General features: G+C 38.4%; 17 protein-coding genes and 1 tRNA gene. 5 read left to right on the top strand and 13 right to left on the bottom strand.

Annotated elements, in window-relative coordinates:
* Positions 1 to 5: 5 nt before the first annotated feature.
* From H9I37_RS08800 to ispE, 7 genes are all read right to left on the bottom strand, one after another.
* Positions 6 to 1,619 carry a S1C family serine protease gene (locus H9I37_RS08800; protein ID WP_187382216.1) on the bottom strand — a complete coding sequence of 538 codons (1,614 nt, stop codon included), beginning with the start codon at positions 1,617 to 1,619 and terminating at the stop codon, positions 6 to 8.
* Complete coding sequence (locus H9I37_RS08805) at positions 1,619 to 3,697, bottom strand: tetratricopeptide repeat protein (RefSeq protein ID WP_187382218.1); 2,079 nt, start codon at positions 3,695 to 3,697, stop codon at positions 1,619 to 1,621. Before H9I37_RS08805 ends, H9I37_RS08800 begins: the two co-directional genes overlap by 1 nt.
* Positions 3,694 to 5,031, bottom strand: a complete 1,338-nt coding sequence (gene tilS, locus H9I37_RS08810) for a tRNA lysidine(34) synthetase TilS (protein WP_187382220.1) — start codon at positions 5,029 to 5,031, stop codon at positions 3,694 to 3,696. Before tilS ends, H9I37_RS08805 begins: the two co-directional genes overlap by 4 nt.
* Positions 5,032 to 5,110: 79 nt before the next feature.
* Positions 5,111 to 5,662 (bottom strand): 50S ribosomal protein L25, encoded by a 552-nt coding sequence (locus H9I37_RS08815; protein WP_187382222.1) that lies wholly within the window; start codon positions 5,660 to 5,662, stop codon positions 5,111 to 5,113.
* Positions 5,663 to 5,694: 32 nt separating this feature from the next.
* A tRNA-Gln gene (locus H9I37_RS08820) sits at positions 5,695 to 5,767 on the bottom strand.
* Positions 5,768 to 5,792: 25 nt separating this feature from the next.
* Complete coding sequence (spoVG, locus tag H9I37_RS08825; protein WP_187382224.1) at positions 5,793 to 6,074, bottom strand: septation regulator SpoVG; 282 nt, start codon at positions 6,072 to 6,074, stop codon at positions 5,793 to 5,795.
* 29 nt (positions 6,075 to 6,103) lie between these two features.
* The gene (gene ispE / locus H9I37_RS08830) at positions 6,104 to 6,970 is read right to left on the bottom strand and encodes a 4-(cytidine 5'-diphospho)-2-C-methyl-D-erythritol kinase (RefSeq protein ID WP_187382226.1); all 867 of its coding nucleotides are present in this window, start codon (positions 6,968 to 6,970) and stop codon (positions 6,104 to 6,106) included.
* Positions 6,971 to 7,137: 167 nt separating this feature from the next.
* On the opposite strand from ispE, the gene H9I37_RS08835 reads away from it, so the two are divergent.
* Positions 7,138 to 8,424 carry a deoxyguanosinetriphosphate triphosphohydrolase family protein gene (locus H9I37_RS08835; RefSeq protein WP_187382228.1) on the top strand — a complete coding sequence of 429 codons (1,287 nt, stop codon included), beginning with the start codon at positions 7,138 to 7,140 and terminating at the stop codon, positions 8,422 to 8,424.
* Positions 8,425 to 8,502: 78 nt separating this feature from the next.
* On the opposite strand, the gene H9I37_RS08840 is transcribed toward H9I37_RS08835, so the two are convergent.
* The 4 genes from H9I37_RS08840 to H9I37_RS08855 all read right to left on the bottom strand — a co-directional run bounded on the left by H9I37_RS08840 (position 8,503) and on the right by H9I37_RS08855 (position 10,487).
* On the bottom strand, positions 8,503 to 9,102 hold the full coding sequence (locus tag H9I37_RS08840) for a regulatory protein RecX (RefSeq protein WP_187382230.1): 600 nt from the start codon (positions 9,100 to 9,102) through the stop codon (positions 8,503 to 8,505).
* Positions 9,103 to 9,208: 106 nt separating this feature from the next.
* Positions 9,209 to 9,601: a 30S ribosomal protein S9 gene (gene rpsI, locus H9I37_RS08845; RefSeq protein WP_187382231.1), complete on the bottom strand. Its 393-nt coding sequence runs from the start codon at positions 9,599 to 9,601 to the stop codon at positions 9,209 to 9,211.
* A gap of 15 nt (positions 9,602 to 9,616) precedes the next feature.
* Positions 9,617 to 10,045, bottom strand: a complete 429-nt coding sequence (gene rplM / locus H9I37_RS08850) for a 50S ribosomal protein L13 (protein ID WP_187382233.1) — start codon at positions 10,043 to 10,045, stop codon at positions 9,617 to 9,619.
* Positions 10,046 to 10,247: 202 nt separating this feature from the next.
* A complete protein-coding gene (locus tag H9I37_RS08855; RefSeq protein ID WP_187382235.1) occupies positions 10,248 to 10,487 on the bottom strand; it encodes a hypothetical protein in 240 nt (79 codons plus the stop codon).
* A gap of 322 nt (positions 10,488 to 10,809) precedes the next feature.
* On the opposite strand from H9I37_RS08855, the gene H9I37_RS08860 reads away from it, so the two are divergent.
* The 4 genes from H9I37_RS08860 to H9I37_RS08875 all read left to right on the top strand — a co-directional run bounded on the left by H9I37_RS08860 (position 10,810) and on the right by H9I37_RS08875 (position 14,975).
* A complete protein-coding gene (locus H9I37_RS08860; protein ID WP_187382237.1) occupies positions 10,810 to 12,000 on the top strand; it encodes an ABC transporter ATP-binding protein in 1,191 nt (396 codons plus the stop codon).
* Between the two features lie 101 nt (positions 12,001 to 12,101).
* The gene (locus tag H9I37_RS08865) at positions 12,102 to 13,010 is read left to right on the top strand and encodes an ABC transporter permease (protein ID WP_187382238.1); all 909 of its coding nucleotides are present in this window, start codon (positions 12,102 to 12,104) and stop codon (positions 13,008 to 13,010) included.
* Positions 13,010 to 13,891 (top strand): ABC transporter permease, encoded by an 882-nt coding sequence (locus H9I37_RS08870; RefSeq protein WP_187382240.1) that lies wholly within the window; start codon positions 13,010 to 13,012, stop codon positions 13,889 to 13,891. The genes H9I37_RS08865 and H9I37_RS08870 overlap by 1 nt, the downstream gene beginning before the upstream one ends.
* A gap of 37 nt (positions 13,892 to 13,928) precedes the next feature.
* Positions 13,929 to 14,975, top strand: coding sequence for an extracellular solute-binding protein (locus tag H9I37_RS08875; RefSeq protein WP_187382242.1), 1,047 nt, complete (start codon positions 13,929 to 13,931; stop codon positions 14,973 to 14,975).
* On the opposite strand, the gene H9I37_RS08880 is transcribed toward H9I37_RS08875, so the two are convergent.
* Both H9I37_RS08880 and H9I37_RS08885 read right to left on the bottom strand, forming a co-directional pair.
* A complete protein-coding gene (locus H9I37_RS08880) occupies positions 14,972 to 15,355 on the bottom strand; it encodes a Holliday junction resolvase-like protein (RefSeq protein ID WP_187382244.1) in 384 nt (127 codons plus the stop codon). The two genes, H9I37_RS08875 and H9I37_RS08880, sit on opposite strands and share 4 nt — an antisense overlap.
* Entirely contained in the window at positions 15,352 to 17,295 is a 1,944-nt protein-coding gene (locus H9I37_RS08885; protein WP_187382246.1) for a toprim domain-containing protein, read from the bottom strand. The genes H9I37_RS08880 and H9I37_RS08885 overlap by 4 nt, the downstream gene beginning before the upstream one ends.
* Positions 17,296 to 17,309 lie beyond the last annotated feature (14 nt).

Raw genomic sequence — 17,309 nt, forward strand, 5'->3', positions numbered from 1 at the left:
TTAATTTAAAAATAATATGGGCTGTCTAAAAGGGTCGCCATCGTCATCACTATATCAAGAAAACCTTTTTTTTGTCTTTTTGTATAAAGCTGAACATAGATGGCGTTGTTTTTATCATCAACAGAAACATCCCGTATTTGCACAGAGTCGTTTTCAGAAAAACTCATTTCATCTGCGCTGCTGCCCTGAATAATTTTTTCTATTGTATAGGAATTTTTATTCAATGTCGATGACGACTTTAGCTTCATCCCGAACAACGGTTCCATCGCATTTGAAATCAAATCAGATTCATATATCTCTTTACCCGGATTTTCAGAGCGTTTATCAAGATATATTTTACATTCTCTATCACTTCCGTCAGAAGTTAAATATTTGCACTTCAGCATTGTCTCGTGCTCGTAAGCCATCAAAATATAGTTCATATCATCTAGCGAAGTAATTTTATTTCCATCAAGTTCATAAATCACATCTCCTGAACGCAGCCCGCTTATAAATGCTGAACCTCCCGGCATGACATATTGAATTTCAACGCCGACTTTCTTTTTTCCATTTCGCTTTGTGTGACCGTAACAGCCAGTCCACGTATGGACAACTTCGCCGTTGCTGTACATTGAATTGAGCACCTGTTTTAAGTATTCAACAGGAATCGCAAAGTTCAGCCCCTGATAACGAAGCATCCCTGCAAACACGACAGCCTGAACGTTCATATTAGAGTCAATCAGCGGGCCACCGGAGTTTCCTGAATTTATCGCAGCATCAATCTGGAATACATTTCCAAGCGAAAGAAGTTTGCGGTCTGTAGATGAGATGATTCCCGAAGTCAACGTGCCTTCAAGCCCAATCGGAGTACCGATTGCAGAAACTTTATCTCCGACGTGTAAATCTTTACTTGAATTGAGACTTAGGACATATTTTGGAGTGATTTCTGTTTTTAGAAGCGCAAGGTCTAAAATCGGGTCATAACCGATAACTTTTGCAGGAATTTTTGTATCAGGGTCTTCAAGTTGTTTGATGTAAAGCCTTGAATAGCCTTCGTATTTCGGGTCTACCATCGACTCTATCACGTGATGATTTGTGACGATGTAGCCGCGGCTGTCAATAAAAAAACCCGAACCTATCACAACATCGGCATATCCTGCTCCATTTTGCACTTTTACACCGCGGTCAACCAACACAGTGACAGTAGCGTCTATACAGTCGCCTATAGACTTTGGAGCATGCTGATTTTTTTTTGAAATTCCCGGTATATCTTTTGCAATCAAATCATCTATGGCTGCTAAAGAATATTTAACATTTTTCCATCCTGCCGATTCGAGAGATTTATAATATTTTTTTGCATCAAAATATTTTTTTTCTTCAATTGATTTTGACAGTTGTGTCTCAACATTTTTTATACATCTGTCGATTACATCTTGATTTCCAAGCAAAATAGAGCGCCACATTGCACGGACAGGCTCAAATTCAAGATAGGAGTTTATTCGTTGTATTTCACTCTCTACGATGTCTTTATCAGAATAATCAAGAGGTTCAATAATTTTTTTATTTACGGAGACACAAGAGAGCAACCACAAAGAAAGCCCGGCAGCACACAAAGCAGATTTTATGACTTTTGTTCCCATTACTTAGAAACCTCTTCTGTAACTTCTGACTGAGGAAGAATTCTTAAATAATAACAATTATCGACTTTGATTACGGAAATCCGCTGCCCTTCAACCTGAATGACAGATAAAGTTCCCTGTTCAAGTTTATCGCTTATTTTTTTTATAACTTTTATTTCAAGGTCGCCCGAGCCTCTTTCTTCAATCCAATATATATTTTCAGATTCTCCTGCATAAATCATAACTTCTTGATTATCGTAAATCATTTTTACAGGAATTTTATCAATTACGGTCAGCGAAAGTTTTTTCAATCCGTTAGAATCAAAATAAATTGTCTCTTCAATCTGCTCTTCACCGTCTTTTTTAGGATATTTTATGTATTGGCAATCCCATATACCATTATCATCACTATCCCAAATTGTGACTTTTCCTCCATCTTCAAGATATTCTTCAGTAAATTCATAGTTTGTGTTGCCGTTGCGGTCAATCTGAACTTTTCTGAGATATAGATTAGAGCTGTTTGCAGCTGATGTAAAAATATCTGTCACCATTGTATCTGCAGGCATTGAACTAGGCGCATAATCATAGATTTCTGATGTTTCGTAATAACCATCATTGTCGTAATCAACATACCGAATAAAAGGAACGCCTGTTGTAAAATCGCATGTTGCATATTTATGTTCCCCTTGTATAAAGTTTGCAAATACAAGTTTCCCCTCGTAAGTCGTGTAAACTACTTTTGCATTTTCGCGCTCTTTTGTCGGCAACTCTACGCTCGATGAAAGCAATACAAGTTCTCGCGGTGTCGGCAATTTTTCGCTTTCATCAATCAGAGGAATATAAAATTCAAGATTCAGTTTTGAAAATATTTCGTCCTTTACAAGCTCAAAAGGGCTTAAAAGTAGAGAATCTTCAAAAAAATTGAATGTAAAATTGTCATTGTTGAACACGACCCTTGAGACTTTTGGATATGTATCGTAAAAAATTTCCGTATTCTTTGCATTAAAATAGGCAAAAAGAGGAACCCCAAAATCGAATGAAGAATATAAGTCGGTGACACCGTCGTTGTCCTTGTCGTATTTTATATAAGATGGACGACCAAGTTCGTATTCGACTGTCAGTTCATTCTGTAAATCATCATTTGTATCGATGAAAATTGAACCGTTGAAATTTGCAAGTTTTTCGGCAATATTTTGCTTTACGCCATCATCCTTTATAGCCTTTACAAAACTCTCGAGCATTTCGAGCGAAATTGAATTGCCAAGAGAATCAAAAAACATTTCAAATGCCTGCTTTTCTGAATAAATACCGCTTTGCAATCCGAGGTATGCGAGCAGAGGGCTTTCGGAAGTTTTTTTTGCATCTATTGCTCGCAAAAGTCTTTCTCGTTCTGATTTTTCTGCAAATGATGTTGCAAGAAGTTCAACAACATAGTTTTTGTTTGAATAATCAGGTAGCTTTATGATGTATGACGAAGCGATATCTTTTACAATTTCGGGGATTTCGTAATCAACATCTTCAAGGTATGATTTATTGACAAACATCGATTCAAACAAAAAGAAAATATAAGGGAAGCGTTCATCATCAGGATAAATCCTTCTCACGCTGTTCAATTTGAGCCTTGCATTTGCAATAGAATCTGAAGTTTTCATTCTGTAATAATTTTTTATTCTGATAAACTCGGCGTCGGCAGAATATATAAATGATTCACTGTCAAGGACGTTTAAAGATTGGGCATATTTTCCTGTGTCGGACAAAAGATCTGCCAACAGTATTCTAGCACCTGCTTTAGAATATCCAACCCAATTGTTTTTGTCGAACGCAGCCTGAATAATTTTGAGCACTTCGGCGCGTGTTTTTCCGGCGTTTATTTCTGCACCTGCTTTTACATAAAATAAATCGGAGATGCTGTCATCATAAGAAATACCTAAATCTGCCTGTTTTATTGCATTTTCCCAGTCTTTGCCGGCAAGACAGCTTTCTGCGAATTTCAAGCATCGCAGTGCTGTATTTTTGTTTGCGGTTCCGGCTGAATTCTGTGAGAACACGCAAAATGCAAAAGATAAAAAAACAAATGATATTGCTAAAAACTTTTTCATAACTTTACGATCCAATCCTTATATCCGAGAAAACATGCAAATATGCATTTTATCGGTTGTGTACTGCCGGAAAGTTCCTGAAGTACAACAACTTTTTCCCTATCTTCATTTGAAACGTGCCAATCCGACAGTATATCGCTGACATTTTTCATTTTTCCATCAGCACTTTTTATCTGATCCCCGATACGCACGCTCCTCAAACAAAAAGGGGAAGTCGCCCCGAGTGCCTTTAATTGTAAAACATCAAATTTTACAAAAGGTAACTCAATCTCACAATTATCTTTTAGACAAGCTTCGTCTATTATAACAAAAAAATTTGAATCGGTATCGCTTTTAGAAAGTTTTTTTACACTTATAGTGCCGTTTTTTACCTCGATTTTAATGCTGCTAAACTGTTTAATAAAACAGCCTGACTTTCTATTTTCTGACACAGAATTGATAACATCTTTTAGAAAAGCGTATGGAATCCGTTTTGTTTCGCCGGCATCATTGCATGCTTTAAGCAAAACGCGTATTTTTACAGACTCGGGAAGCTCAACAAAATCAGAAAGCGATATTTCACATTGTTTATGATTTTTTAGAATAATCGATATCATCTGATTTATTGCATCGGAATCTTCCACAGATTTTTCTCCACCGCTCAAAACAGCTTTTTGCCAGCCTGGAAACTCTTTATCTAAAAATGGAACGAGTTTTAATCTGATTTTATTTCGGAAATATTCTGTTTCAAAGTTTGTGCAGTCTGTCCGCCATGCAATTTTTTTTTCATTTAAATATTTTTCAATTTCACACCGTTCGATATTCAAAAGAGGTCTGACAAATTTTCCGCGTGTGGGTTTTATTCCACCGGAAGAATCACAAGAACTCCCCTGCAAAAAACGCATGAGCAATGTTTCTAACTGATCATTTTTATTGTGTGCAAGGCATAGCGCATCAAGATTTTTTTCTTTTATAAAAGATTCAAACGCCTGATAGCGCAGAGCTCTTGCAGCTTCTTCAATTCCTCCAGAGCGTTGTCGAGAGACCTCCGCAACCTCACCTTTTTTTAGTTTTACAACATCGCATTCAACTTTTAATCCGTCTTGTCGCAATTTACGGCACATCTCTTCGACGTAATTTGCATCTCCATCAGATTCCTCAGCCAAGCGAATATTGTGATTGACAGTGATTACAAATAGAGGGATATCTAATTCAGAAAGAATAGAACTCAATGAAACTAAAAGGGAAATCGAATCTGCACCGCCGGAAACAGCCGCTCCGAGCCGCATTTTTTTTTCGAGAGTAATTCCACATTTTATAAGATTATTTTTTACATCATTTTCAAATTTGCACATAAAAAAAGACTGCCCTTTTAGGACAGCCTTTATTATACAACAGATTGTATCTATTATCTATCGAGCCATCAAATTAAGATTAACGTGCCGGTGACACAGTAACCAATGGAAGATTAGAATCTGTAAGGATTTCAACTTTTTTACCGAGATCCAAATCTTTTACACGTAGTGCTTCGCTTATATTGATGTTGGAGATATCTGCAACAATTGTTTCAGGAAGGTCAGTGATGGCAGCCTTGATTTTGATTTCATTATTTCTTTCAATTTTGAAACCACCTTTAAGAACGCCGGCTGGTGTTCCTGTGTAATGAATTTTAATTTTCATTACAAGCTTTTCGTCTGCATTTGGGGCAAAGAAATCTGCATGAAGAACTTTGTCTGTGCGGATATTGTACTCAACATCCTTGATCAAAGTTGTAAATTCCTTTCCGTCAACTACAAGTGCAATATTTGTTGTAGGTGTAACTGTTCTCCAGATTTTGTTGAATGCAACTTCATCAACGTCAATAGAAGTAGCCTCCCCTTTTCCATTGTAAACAACAGCAGGGATACGTCCTTCTTTGCGAAGATTTTTAGCAGCTGTTTTTCCGGTTACAGTTCTTGTTTTAGCATCAAGTTTCTGCTTACTCATTTTCTTAAAGCTCCTTATATCTCTAAAATGAACTGGGTCGGCTGGATTCGAACCAGCGGAATGACGGCACCAAAAGCCGTTGTCTTACCACTTGACGACGACCCAATATAGGAGCTTAGTATATCACAAATCAATCATCAGGGGAAGTACCTGTTTCAACATGTCCTGCATTATATTCATAAAGAATTTTACTTTGAAGCTCAGTTCTAAAATCAGGACTAATAGGATGAGCTACATCTTTATATTCCCCGTTAGCAGTTTTTCTGCTGGGCATTGCAATGAAAAGTCCACTTTTCCCATCGATAATTTTTACGTTGTGAACTACGAAACAGTTGTCGAAAGTTGCAGTTACATAAGCCCGAAGTTTTCCTTCATCATCAACCTTTCTAATTCTTAATTCTGTAATTTGCATAACACACCTCCACTAAATTACACAATGACTTACACAGTCTTAACAAGTTTACAATTCCAAGCACATGCAAGCAAACTACTTACAGCTTCAGCTTGTTGTCTTTCAGTAAACGCTCCAAAAACAGTCGAACCCGAACCTGACATTTCGGCATAACAACATCCGGCTTTCTTTAGCTCGTTGATTGCTCGTCCAATCTCCTCATAATGAACTGCAACTACTGGAGTAAAGGTATTCGCTAATGTCCATTCTTTTAGCGGCTTATGGTAAACGAACTCAAATTCATCTAAATCAGGGGCATCAGATTTTTTTTCGACTTTGAACTCTTTATCTACAAGCTCGTAGGCAACTTTCGTAGAAGAGCTGACTTTCGGAAAAATCAGAAGTAAAAACAAATCATGTCGTGGTATAATATTATGTACAATTTCTCCGCGGCCTGAAACTAAAGCACAGCCTTTTCCTTCTTCATCACAATGCATAAAAAAGAAAACATCGCTGCCTATTTTTGATGAAATAAGATCAAGTTTCTCCTCATTTAACTTGATTTTATTTAATTTTTCGAGAACCTTGATTAAAGCTGCGGCATCCGAAGATCCGCCGCCTAACCCGCCGCCAGAAGGAATCCGTTTTTTAAGAAATACATTGACACCAATTGAATTCTTTCCGGTCACATCACAGAATGCGTTATAAGCACTTACCAAAGTATTGTTTTCGGGCAACCGCATTGAATCGCAGTGAACCTCACAGACCATTTTGGGAACAGGAGTCACAATCAACTCGTCAAATAAATCGATTGTCTGAAATATACTCTCTATGTTGTGAAATCCGTCAGCTCGCTTTTGCAAAACTTTTAAGCCAAAATTTATTTTAGCGTAAGCTTTCACCGTAATTTCACGCATACACTTACATTGTATAACGTTTTTAACTTATATGTCAAAAAAAAATCAATTTTTCTTCCATATATATATATATATATATAAGTATAGTATTTTAATTAAAACAAAAATAATTAATGACAAATCTCTTTTTATAATATAGAGTTATACTGGCTAAGGCGAGGCAAGATATGCAAAATTCTTTTTATGATGTGAGGATGTGCCCTGAAAATTCTAAATGGGAACAGGCCATCTCGCGGGAAATTGTTCTTTACAACAGAAATAACGATATAAGAACAGATTTTGAACGCGATTACACTCGTATTTTGCACAGTCAGGCTTACCGCAGACTTAAGCATAAAACTCAAGTTTTTTTTGCTCCGCACAACGACCACATCTGTACAAGGATGGAACACGTTTTGCACGTCGCATCTGTCGCTTCTACAATTGCAAAATATCTTGGGCTGAATGAACAGCTGGCAAGTGCAATTGCAATGGGACACGACATCGGTCATGCGCCGTTCGGGCATCACGGGGAACACTGCCTCAACAGCTTGCTCGAACAAAAAGAAGGGAAAAACGCACCAAAAAAATTTTGGCACGAACGAAACAGTCTTTTTTTTGCCGACTACATTGAAACTCTCCAAGACCCTGACGGAGTTGAACAACCGCTAAACTTGACGTATGCCGTGCGGGATGGGCTTATATGTCACTGTGGAGAAATTGACCAGCAGGGAATTAAACCTCGTGATGAGGCTATTGATTTATATTCGATAAAAAGGCCGGGACTCATTCAGCCGTTCACTTGGGAAGGCTGCGTCGTAAAGATTGCCGATAAGATTGCGTATCTCGGGCGGGATATTGAAGATGCACGTTCGTATCACATAATCGATATGTCATCATACCGCACTTTGCGCGAGATTGTAGGGTCAACGCTAGGATTTGAGAATAAAGGTGCTCATGCTCTGAAAAGTGGGAAAGCAGTAAACACAACGGTTCTCATCAACGACCTTATATTAGACTTATGCGAACAAAGCAGCCCTGAAAAAGGACTTTGTTTTTCTGACCAATACTTTCGATTTATCATTGAGCTAAAAAAATTCAATTATTCACACATTTACAATCACTGGAGGCTCGGCGAATTTGGTATTTATGCAGATAACATAATCGGAACACTTTATCGGACACTTCAAAAAACATATTTATATGCACAAAACGGACGAGTTGCACAAGCTCTAAAATTATACCCAAAACTCTGCGAGACTTTTGAAGACTGGCTTATAAAATACACAAATTACAGACCGTTTATCAGCGAACGCCATTCGTTTGTAGATAAAAAAACAATATTAAAATACAACACTCAGACTGTATTTGATTTAAGCGATTCAAATTCTTTTACAAAATGCATAATCGAATACATTTCCGGGATGACAGACCAGTTTGCAATCCAAGTTTACGAAGAAATAATCTCATTCTAAAACTGGGAGTTTGCTGCATTTGTATTTTTTGCGAACACATTTTCGTGCACATTTTTGACAGCATTTATTTTAATTTATTTATTTATTGATGAGCTTTATCATTTTATAAGAAAAGCCCGCCCTTATCATTGCCGAGATCAATTTTTCTCCCTCTTTTCCCTGTTTCAAAAAGGTTTCGTAAGCCCTTTTGCAGATTTCCATTTCGTCATGTTCAGAAAAAAACTCATCTAGCGCAAAAGTTGAAATCTCTTTTGAGATTCCCCTCGATATCAGCTCCGACAAAAGCCTTGTTCTTCCTTCATAATGTTTAAGACTCCTTAGATGAAGCCACGCCCTTGCAAACCTCTGATCGCTCAGGTAATCGTTGTTTTCAAGATAATCGAGAGCGGTTTCTATATATTTTTTATCATATTTTTTTTTCAGCAATTTAAGAGTAAGCCCAAAACGGCTTTGTTCTGAGCGTCCTAAATATTCAACCGCCTTTAATTCAATAACTGATACAAGACCTGCATCTAATATTTTGCCGCTTTCTTCTTCGTCGAACTCCGTACCCGCTTCAATCCTGGCAAAATCCAGGTCAGGAATATATTCTTTTCTGACAAAAAAGACCGCGCCGTTTTCTTCTACAACTTTATACATTCCGCTGTAAGAAGTTTCTGCAATCGATTTAATTTTCATATTATAAATATACCGTCAATAAATGATTCCGGGCAAAAAAAAACGCAGACACAACCGGCTGCGTTTTCGGATATTGCGGACTACCCCGCAACAAAGAGTTTGAATACTAACGTTTAGAGAACTGGAATCTTCTGCGGGCACCTTTCTGACCGTACTTCTTACGTTCAACCATGCGTGAGTCACGTGTGAGATAACCGTTAGCTTTTAACGATGTGCGGGCATCCGGATCAATCTGTACGAGAGCACGGGAAATACCATGCAGACATGCTGCTGCCTGTCCGTTCAAACCGCCGCCTTCTACATTGATTAAAATATCATATTTTGCACCCATTGAAGTTACAAGCAAAGGCTGCTGAACAACTTTTATCTGTTCTTCTGTTACAAAATAATCTTTCAAATCTTTACCGTTTACAACAATCTTTCCAGAACCGTCGCGAACAAAAACGCGAGCTGAAGCTGTCTTTCTTCTTCCTGTACCAATAGCAATATTTTTTACCATTTTCTAACCTCTGAATTAAAGTTCTACCGGCTGTGGATTCTGAGCAACGTGTGGATGTCCAGCACCAGCATAAATTTTTACGCAATCCATCATCTTGCGGCCAAGACGACCGTTTGGAAGCATTCCGGCAACAGCGAGTTCCATCGGTTTTGAAGGATGTTTAGCCAACAATTTTTCATACGTGTGAGCACGAAGCCCACCAACAAATCCTGTATGATGATAGTAAATCTTCTTCTGTTCTTTTCCACCAGTAACCAATGCTTTTTCAGCGTTGATGATAACTACAAAGTCACCCATAAGCTGGTTTTTTGTGAATGAAGGTTTGTTTTTACCACGTGCAATATAAGCAGCTTTTGCAGCTACACGTCCAAGTGGTTTTCCGGCTGCATCGATTATGTACCATTTGCGAGCCTGTTCGTATTCTTTGACGAAAATAGTTTCCATGATATACCTTACTAAAAATAAAAGTTTATCTGCAATTTAAAATCTTTGCATCTGATTTAAAACTGCAAAGGATTTTAGATGAGCGGTCAAAAATCCTTTAACGGGTAGAATATAATATCAAAAATTAAGGATAAATGTCAATTGCCTATGTTTTTTTGTCATCAATCCGTGATATTTTAGAAATAGATTTTTTGAAAATAAATTATCGTTCTTCAGCTTCGGAAGATTCAATTTTTTCGTTTTCTTCTTTTTTTGCCTCTCGTTTGTCTTTTACATCAGCAGCTCCGATAAACAAACAGATTAAACCGACGAACGCAGCCAAAACAGGAAGCCCGCCTTTTAAAAAAGCAATCACTTCCTGACCCCAGTTGAGCGGACACATCGGAAGAACTGAAAACACTGTAAAACCAATAAAAATAATGCCGACGATTATCGAAATCATATAAATACCTCTGTACAATTTTTTCTACGACAACTGATATTTTCCACAAAAATAATCATATTAAAAGATAAATCAAAAATTCAATTCTTTCAACTGATTTTTAATTTAATTGATTGCTGATTGTCATGCAAATACTTTTCGCAAATCTTTTACTTAATTGTTATTGACATAATCAAATATATGGTGCATTTTATTTTTAGAAAGAAAAAATAAAAACGAACCAGACAAATAGCTAAGTTTTTGAAAAAGCGCTTTTTATCATACGTATGTATGATATCATACGTATGTATGATATATCATTTTTAAGATTGAGGTCACTTGAGTGAACGGAAGTCAGGTTACCATTGATCATGTATCCAAAAGATTTGGCGACTTTGTTGCTTTGGATGACATCAACTTTACTATTAAACCAGGCGAATTCTTTTCATTGCTTGGTCCATCAGGATGCGGAAAGACTACTTTGCTCCGCATTATTGCCGGCTTTGAATTTCCAGACGATGGAGCGGTTCTTTTTGATGATAAGAATATAATTCCTATTCCACCTGATAAAAGACATTCAAATACGGTATTCCAGACTTATGCATTGTTCCCGCACATGACGATTTACGAAAATGTAGCGTTTCCATTGCGTTTGAGAAAGTTACCTAAAGACGAAATCGATAAAAAAGTGCGTGAGTACGTACATCTTGTTCAACTCGACCAGCATATAGACAAAAAACCTAACCAGCTTTCGGGCGGTCAAAAGCAACGAGTAGCTATTGCGCGTGCTTTGATAAATGAACCGAAAGTTTTGCTTTTAGACGAGCCTCTTTCCGCACTCGATGCAAAACTGCGTGCAAACCTTCTGATAGATTTGGACAGACTTCACGATCAGATTGGAATTACATTTATTTACGTAACCCACGACCAGTCGGAGGCTCTTTCAGTATCCGATAGAATTGCTGTCATGAATGCAGGTCACGTTCTTCAAATTGGTACTCCTTACGAAATCTATGAAAGTCCGGCAACACAGTTTGTAGCGCAATTTATAGGTGAAACAAACTTGTTTGATGCTGAAGTTGTAGACTGCGTACCTCATAAAACAGCTTCCGGCGATGATGACTTTATGGCAACTCTAAGCGTTCCCGAACTCGGCAAACAAGCTCCCCTCGCTACTGATACGGAAGCAACTGCCGCCCTCGACCGCTTCATGCAAGTCACCGATTATGAACATACAAAAAAAGGACAGAAAGTTGCATTTACAATCCGCCCTGAAAAAATCCGCATCACCCTTGAACCACCTGCCACAGGCGGTCGCACAGATGTAAACGTATTCAGTGGAGTTGTAGAAGAGCCAATTTATTCAGGTTTCCAGTCAAAATTCTATGTAAAACTCGACACCGGCAAAGTGATCAAAGTGTTCAAGCAACACACTGACTATATGGATGATGGTCCTGTAATTCAATGGAAAGACAGAGTTTACGTTTCATGGTCTGCAGAAGATGCATACATTGTTGAGGATATTGAAAAATAAAGTATAAGACATCATGATAATGCGTCATGCCATTTGTTTTCAATTTGAATGCGTTAAAATGCAAAATCATTTTTAGCTTATCATTATGGGGTTTTGATTTAATGAAAGAAAAGAAATTGAAAAATAACGAGGGATTTTTTCTGTCCGGCTCAAGTTACGGTTGGCCAATGGGGCTCTGGCTTGTGATTTTTTTTGTAGCACCGCTTGTGATTATCTTTATCTACAGCTTTTTGAAAAAAGGAATTTATGGCGGCATTGAATGGCAATTCTCTCTAAAAGCTTACAAACAGATGTGTAAACCGGAATATGGACTGATTGTTTTACGAACGTTAAAAATATCTGTCATCTCTACGATAATCACAATTTTGGTTTCTATTCCGAGCGCTTACGCCATGGCAAGAAGCAAAAATCAGACACTGTTTCTATTTCTTATCATAATCCCATTCTGGACAAACTCGCTTATCAGAATCTTTGCATGGATGAGCATTTTGAACAACGACGGTATTCTCAATCAGTTTTTGATTAAACTTCATCTTATAAATGATTACATACCTTTTTTATATAATACTAAAGCTGTAATACTAGTAAGTGTGTACATGTACATTCCATACGCCATACTCCCTATGTTCACCGCTGTTGACCGTTTTGACTTTTCATTACTTGAAGCTGCACGCGACCTTGGGGCAACAAAAACTCAGGCAATCTTAAAAGTTTTAATTCCAGGAGTCAAAAGCGGCATAATTTCTGCATTGATTTTTACATTTATTCCAATCTTTGGTGCTTACACAGTTCCACTGCTTGTAGGAGGTAAAGAATCTTACATGCTTGGAAACCTGATAGTTGACCAAGTCCAAAAAACGCGCAATTGGCCTCTTGCTGCAGCTTTCTCAATGGTGATAACAATTATTTCTATCGCAGGAATTCTCATGATTACAAGAACGGCTAAAAAAGAAGCTCAGCTTAAAAAAAAGAGCACAAAAGAAGATAACTATGTGGGAGGACCTCGCTGATGGCTAGGAATCTGTTTTTACTGTTCAACAACGCTTTTTCAAATCGAGGAAAACCGAAATCTGAAAACGCAAGGCATGCTAAACGTGCGTGGAAAAAACGCGGACATAATTTTTCATTCTCAAAAGTTGTCCTCTATTTCACTATTTTATTTTTATTTATCCCTCTTTTTGTGATAATTTTTTATTCTTTCAACGAGAGCAAAGATTCACAATTTACTCGCCCGAGCCTGAACTGGTACAGAGAGCTCTTTGTAAATTCTGATGCGCTTTGGGCTGCCCTTTTGAACAGCATTCTCGTTGCATTTGTATCGGCTACGCTTTCAACAATTTTGGGAACTCTGGCTTCTATCGGTGTAAACTGGTATAAATTTCGCGGTAAAAAACTGATTCAAGCTCTAACTTTTCTTCCAATGGTTTTGCCAGAAGTGATAATCGGTATTTCGATGGTAATTTTTTTCAGTGGGATTCGGCTTCCGCTGGGGCTGTTCACAGTGTTCGCAGCTCATACGACATTTTGTCTTCCATTTGTTTTTCTTATGGTTAATGCGCGCTTAGACGAGTTTGATTATTCGATTGTTGAAGCGGCGCACGACCTTGGAGCTACGGAAGCGCAGACTATGTTCAAAGTCGTTTTTCCTGCAATAATGCCCGGAATCATTTCAGGATTTTTGATGGCTATCACAATGTCCCTTGAAGATTTTGTGATAACTTTTTTTGTCTCGGGGCCGGGCTCAACAACGTTGCCGTTATATGTATATTCGATGATCCGTTTCGGAGTTTCACCTGTCATAAATTCGCTTTCTGTCGTGATGATTTTGTTTACATGTCTGATTGCGTTTATATGCCGTAAAGGGCTGAAAAGTTTTGCGGCAGGACACTAAGCCGAACATTACGCCGGACACTAAGGAGAAATATTATATGAAAAAAATTATGCTTGCCGTAGCCGCAGCAATTTTATCAGCAATCGGCTTGGCATCTTGTGATGGGAAAAAAGATGACGGCACATTGTATCTTTATAACTGGACATACTACACTCCCGAATCTATTTTAAAACAGTTTGAAACCGAATTTAACTGCAAAGTAAAAGTCGACACATTTGACTCAAACGAAGTTATGTATTCAAAACTAAAAGCAGGCGCAAAGGGATACGACATCACATTTCCGTCTCAGGACTACACTTCCATAATGATAAATCAAGGGATGCTCCAAAAAATAGACCACACTAAATTTACGAATATCGAAAAAATCAACCCTGCTTGCAAAGAAATCATGACTTTTGATCCAAATATGGAATGGCAAGTTCCATACTATCTCGGCATGGCTGGCGTTGCAGTCAATAAACAAAAAGTAAAAGTTTATCAAAAATCTTGGAGTATTTTTTCACGCAAAGATTTGAAAGGTCACATGTCTATGATGGACGATATGCGCGAAGTGATAGGAGATGCGCTAGCTTACAAAGGTTTTTCAGTAAACACAGTCGATCCGAAAAAGCTTCAGATTGCGGCTGATGTTATCAACAAAGAATGGAAACCGAACCTTGTAAAATTCGATGCTGAAGGTTTTGGAAAGTCTTTTGCATCGGGTGATTTTTGGGTTTGTCAAGGATATGCAGAAGTCGTATTCGGTGAAGTTCCTGAAGATAAACAGGCAGACATGATTGATTTTTTTATCCCAGAAGAAGGCGGTCCTAAGTATCTTGATTCGATGGTGATTCTGAAAGGAGCAAAACATTACGAGCGCGCAAACGAGTTTATCAATTTTATCCACAGACCGGAGATATACGTTCAGTTCCTAGATACTTTCAGATTTCCGGGCTTTATCAATCCTGAAGCAGATTCTCTTCGCACAACAGTTCCAATGTACAAATCAGAAGATATGAAAAATGGAGAGCTTAAACTCGATATTGCAGAGAATCTTGAAACTTTCAATGAAAAGTGGGAATCGATTCGCTTTACGGCAAACTAAATTTTATATTCCACATAGCGGACTCGTCCATCTTTTACAGCATTTTTTATCTGGCGTTCGCGGCTGCTCAAATCTGACTGCCCTGTTTTCACTTCGATTAAGAGAATTTCATCTACGGTGTCGTATTCGGAAAGCCCAGAAAATGCAATAAAGTCTACAGGTTTTCCGATAAAGCGTGCGTCTGACGGATTGCACGGAAAGTTTGGAAGAAAAGGGGCAACTTGCTCTACAACCTGCCCTCCGATGACGGCACGAGAGCGCTTTATCGCATCTTTTCTAATCCGGTGATGACGGACGTGCAGACGGATTGTCTGGACTACAAACAGAATAAACAAAACAGCGCAGGCGACAATTAGCGGAAAATAATCTGATGATATCATGCGTCGATTTCGCTGGCGAGATTGTGCACAATAAAGTCTCGGCGTTCAGGCGTATTTTTTCCCATGTAAAACTGAAGGACTTCGGGAACGTTTTTTAGAGTTTGAATTGTGACAGGCGTCAAATGCATTCCTTTGTCTTCGGATTCACCTTCTTTGCGGGGAAAAATAAACTGTCCGAATTCTGACGGATTTATCTCTCCAAGACCTTTAAATCGCGTCACTTCCGCAGATTTTCCCATCTTCGCAACTTCTTTGTCACGGCTTTCTTCCGAATAGCAGTAAACTGTTTTTGTCTTATTGCGGACACGGAAAAGAGGAGTTTCAAGAATGTAGACGTGACCTGTCAAAACAAGTTCTTCAAAAAAGATAAGGAGAAAAGTCATCACAAGATTTCTGATGTGGTAACCGTCGTTATCGGCATCTGTTGCAATTATAATTTTGTCATAGCGGAGATCTTCAATATTTTTTTGAACACCAAGGCTGAAAGTCAGGTTTTTTAGTTCTTCGTTTTCAAACAAAGCTGATTTTTTGCGACCATACATATTTTCCGGTTTACCGCGCAAACTGAAGATTGCCTGATAAGAAACATCGCGGCTTCCTACCATTGAACCTGTGGCAGAATCACCTTCTGTTATAAAAATCATTGAATTTGCGCCTTTAACACCGTCCTGCAAATGATAGCGGCAGTCTTTAAGCTTTTTAATCTTAAGCATGACAGATTTTTCAGCTTCGCGAATCTGTTTGTCTGTAACGCTGTTTATTTCGTTGCGCGCCTTTTGATTTTTGATAATTTTTTCTTCGAGGATACCGGCGATATCGGGATTGTGGCGAAGCCAGTCATCTACAGCAATCTGAACTTCTTTTATTATCGGTACACGAATTTCAACATTTCCCAGTTTATTTTTTGTCTGCGAGGTAAACATCGGATTGTCGAGCCCGACTTTTAGCGCAACGTACAAACCGCTTGAAATATCTTTGATATCATACGATTTTTTAAAAAACTCGTTGACACCTTTTGCAAAACCGTCTAAAAACGCTGTGACGTGAGTGCCGCCATCTTCCGTGCTCTGGCCGTTTACAAACGAATAAATAAATTTATCGAGGCTAGCACCATGAGTTAAAACAAACTCGAGGTTATTTCCTCCTGCATAACAAAACAAAGGATAAAGACTTTTGTCGACCCCGCCCATTTCGTTTACGAGAAGATCTTGAATGCCGTTTTCACTTAAGTATTCAACCCCGTTGCACTTTAACAAAAGTCCGGGATTCAAATATGCATAGTTCCACAGGCGTTTTTCGACATAATCCATGTTGTATGCATATTTGCCGAACAGCTCTTTATCAGGCTCAAATTCAAGATAAGTTCCATCAGGCACGCCGGGTTTTGCTTTTCCCATCTTTGCAGAAATTTTGTTTCCTTTTGAAAATTCAACGACAGCCATTTTTCCGTCGCGGATAGAGGCTGCTCTAAACGACGAAGAAAGTGCATTTGTCGCCTTTATGCCAACACCGTTCATACCGATTGCTTGCTTAAAAACCGAGTTGTTGTATTTTGCACCTGTGTTTACATTGCTTACACAGTCTTCGAGTTTTCCAAGAGGAATACCACGCCCATAATCGCGGATTTTTACGCGACCATCTTTTATTTCAATATCTATGCGTTTGCCAAATCCTTGTGAAAATTCATCTACGGCGTTGTCGATGCCTTCTTTTAAAAGAATATAAATTCCGTCGTTTTCATTTGAGCCGTCCCCTAAAGAGCCGATGTACATGCCGGGGCGGAGACGTATATGCTCTAGACCTTCAAGGTGCTGAATTGAGCTTTCATCGTATACGGCAGTTGGTTTTGCAGCCGATTTTGCCTTTGCAGCAGCCGATTTTGCAGCTGTCGATTTAGTTTTACTTGCCGGAGCGCTTGCAGCGGTTTTCTTTTCAGCCATTATTCATCGTCTCC

The sequence above is a fragment of the Treponema sp. Marseille-Q3903 genome, assembly GCF_014334335.1.
Lineage (GTDB): Bacteria > Spirochaetota > Spirochaetia > Treponematales > Treponemataceae > Treponema_D.